This window comes from Acinetobacter sp. YH12094 (genome assembly GCF_013419295.1).
Classification (GTDB): domain Bacteria; phylum Pseudomonadota; class Gammaproteobacteria; order Pseudomonadales; family Moraxellaceae; genus Acinetobacter; species Acinetobacter amyesii.
The window spans coordinates 1-3038 of the sequence record NZ_VPAK01000064.1 but is presented as its reverse complement, the minus strand read 5'-3'; the positions used below and the strand labels follow the sequence as shown (position 1 = coordinate 3038).

The window sequence follows — 3038 nt, the reverse complement described above, 5'->3', positions numbered from 1 at the left end:
GAAGACCCTATAGTGATCAAGCAGATCCTTGATCACCTGAAGCACAAAGCCGAAACCAGCGGGACCAGGGCGTTACCCGAAAGCCGGGCGCCACCGGCTGAGCTGCTCCTGGGTCTGTTTGACTGACCCGTCCCAAACGATTCCGATCACGATGCTGCGGTAATTCAGCCGCGGCAGGGATGCGTTATGCCGGCGGCTTGGGTTGGCCCCGGCTGTCGGGAAAAACGGGTAAATTTTCGGCGGGATCGATGGCTACACGGGCCGGATTCAGAATCACCCACTGGCAAAGCAGGCCGTCATTCGCGGTCTACAGTGGCTGGACTTGGAGAAAAACGGCGTTTATTCTTCCTATACTCACAATCACTAAAAAATCTTGCGCATTGATTTTCAGTTCTATGTCTTTTAGGGCTTGTACTTTTCCGTCGTAAACCTTGTTTATTTTCTTAAAGGTTACGCTTGCCATCGGCTAATACTTTTTGCTCCTGTCACGATGTAGTTTGTCGAGTTTTGCCTGCTCGGCAATCAATCGGCTATATGCGCCTATAACCAATTTCTTTTTTTCTGGCGAAACCATTTTAGAGTATACATCAAACATGGCAAGCCATTGTTTGTATGTCCATTCCGAAATAAACGCCTCCTCGTGAAGATCGATTTGCTTTCGTATCCGCTTTTGTTGTTCGTATGAAAAAACTTTTTTTGTTTTTTCCTTAAAAAATCTGCCTGGCGCGGAATATACAAAAGCCAAGAAATCCCAGTAGTCGATTAGCGGCAATTTTTTTATGTCGCAGTATTCTTTTTTGTGAAAGTTCACAAAAAATATTGATACATTCGGGCTTGGCGAAAAGTCCGCTTTATCAAAGTTGTGAATGACTTTGATTTCGTAAATCGGCTTAAAAAGTAGCGACTTAAATCCATCTTGGCACAAAGGCTCACCTGCGTACTTATATACCGCCTCTTGTTGCATGACGAGATATAAATCCTCGGGCGTCCTTCCCGTCGTCAAAAGTTTGCTCAAAATATCCGCAGTCATGTTGAATGGTATGTTAGAAAAAACTTTGTACGGCTCGCTCGGCAAATCTACTGTTAGAAAGTCCCTGTTCAGCAGAACTAAATCCTCGTGCCCCTTTAATTGCTCAAGCAATCGCCTGTACAATTCCGCGTCGTACTCTATCGCAACAACTTGTCTACAGCGTCCAAGTAAGGCTCGAGTGATAATTCCTTTGCCGGGTCCGATTTCATAAACCAAATCATCGCAAGTTATATTGCTAAGTCCGACTAGTTTATTTACTAGTTGGGCATTGTGTAAAAAATTTTGAGAGTCTTTTATGTTGCGTTCCAATAGCCTACTCCTTTACCCGTGTGGCTATTTGATTTTTTGTTGCCGTTGGGTGTATCGTTATTGGTAAACTCGTATTTTTCATAGAGTTGCGTACTCTAATTCTATACAAGGCAATACTTAATATATTTTAGCATATATTTTAGCAAATATATTAGGAAAACACAATACATTTTAGAGTGGTTTCGAAAATAGTTAAATAAAAATGACTTGTAAAGGATATTCCCCGCAAAGGTTCAGTTCTGCCGTGCTGAAAAATTGCTTATTCGTAAAAGAATAGGCAGCTTTCTTTTTTGTTCGCCCCTTTTATTTCATAGAGTACTCAACTCTATTTACAATAGAGTGGGAGTGACTGGCACTCACAGGCAATGTCTGGCACTGGCTGGCATCACAGCTGAGACTTCAATATCTCGCAGCTGAGCGATAAACTGTATAAAAACACAGTATCGCAAGGATGCGGATCATGCCCCAAGTGGCGGCCAGGATGGCCAGCCGGGACGAGAACACTGGTCGTTACCAGCGTCACCGGCCCGAGCAAACCCTGCTCTATCGGATCGTCGAAGAATACTACCCGACGTTCGCTGCCCATTTGGCGGCGCAGGGCAGGGAACTGCCCGGCTATGTGCAACGCGAGTTTGACGACTACCTCAAATGCGGCCGTCTCGAACACGGCTTTCTGCGGGTGCGTTGTGAGTCGTGTCACGCTGAGCACCTGGTTGCGTTCAGCTGCAAACGTCGGGGCTTCTGTCCTAGTTGTGGCGCACGGCGTATGGCCGAAAGCGCCGCGCTACTGGTCGATGAGGTTCTGCCCGTACAGCCCATGCGCCAATGGGTACTCAGCTTTCCCTTTCAATTGCGCTTTCTGTTCGCCAGCCGGCCGGAGGTCATGGGCCGGGTGTTGGGCATCGTTTACCGCGTCATCGCCACGCATCTGGTCAAGAAAGCGGGCTATACCCACCAAGCGGCCAAGACCGGTGCCGTCACCCTGATCCAGCGCTTCGGCAGTGCACTGAACCTCAACATTCACTTTCACATGCTGTTCCTCGATGGCGTGTACGTTGAGCGTCCCAATGGAACAGCCCGGTTCCTCTGGGTCAGGGCGCCGACCAGCGCCGAACTCACCCAACTGGCGCACACCATCGCCCATCGGGTCGGCCGCTATTTGGAGCGGCAAGGCCTGCTGGAACGGGATGTCGAAAACAGCTATCTGGCCTCGGATGCGGTGGATGACGACCCGATGACACCCCTGCTGGGGCACTCGATCACTTACCGTATCGCTGTCGGTTCACAGGCGGGGCGAAAGGTGTTCACTTTGCAAACTCTGCCGACCAGTGGTGATCCGTTCGGTGACGGGATTGGCAAGGTAGCCGGGTCCAGCCTGCACGCCGGCGTGGCGGCCAGGGCCGATGAACGCAAGAAGCTCGAACGGCTGTGCCGGTACATCAGCCGCCCGGCGGTATCCGAGAAGCGGCTGTCGTTAACACGAGGCGGCAACGTGCGCTACCAGCTCAAGACGCCGTACCGGGACGGCACCACGCACGTCATTTTCGAACCATTGGATTTCATTGCAAGGCTGGCCGCCCTGGTACCGAAGCCCAGAGTCAACCTAACCCGCTTCCACGGGGTGTTCGCACCCAACAGTCGGCACCGGGCGTTGGTCACGCCGGCAAAACGGGGCAGGGGCAACAAGGTCAGGGTGGCT

2 protein-coding genes are annotated in these 3038 nt (G+C 50.6%); one reads left to right on the top strand and one right to left on the bottom strand.

The genetic code is table 11. From position 1 onward, the window contains the following. Positions 1-466: 466 nt before the first annotated feature. Entirely contained in the window at positions 467-1339 is an 873-nt protein-coding gene (locus FTU34_RS17490; protein WP_084929516.1) for an rRNA adenine dimethyltransferase family protein, read from the bottom strand. 460 nt (positions 1340-1799) lie between these two features. On the opposite strand from FTU34_RS17490, the gene FTU34_RS17485 reads away from it, so the two are divergent. After that, on the top strand, positions 1800-3038 hold a 1239-nt coding region (locus tag FTU34_RS17485), incomplete at its 3' end, for an IS91 family transposase (protein ID WP_180036291.1).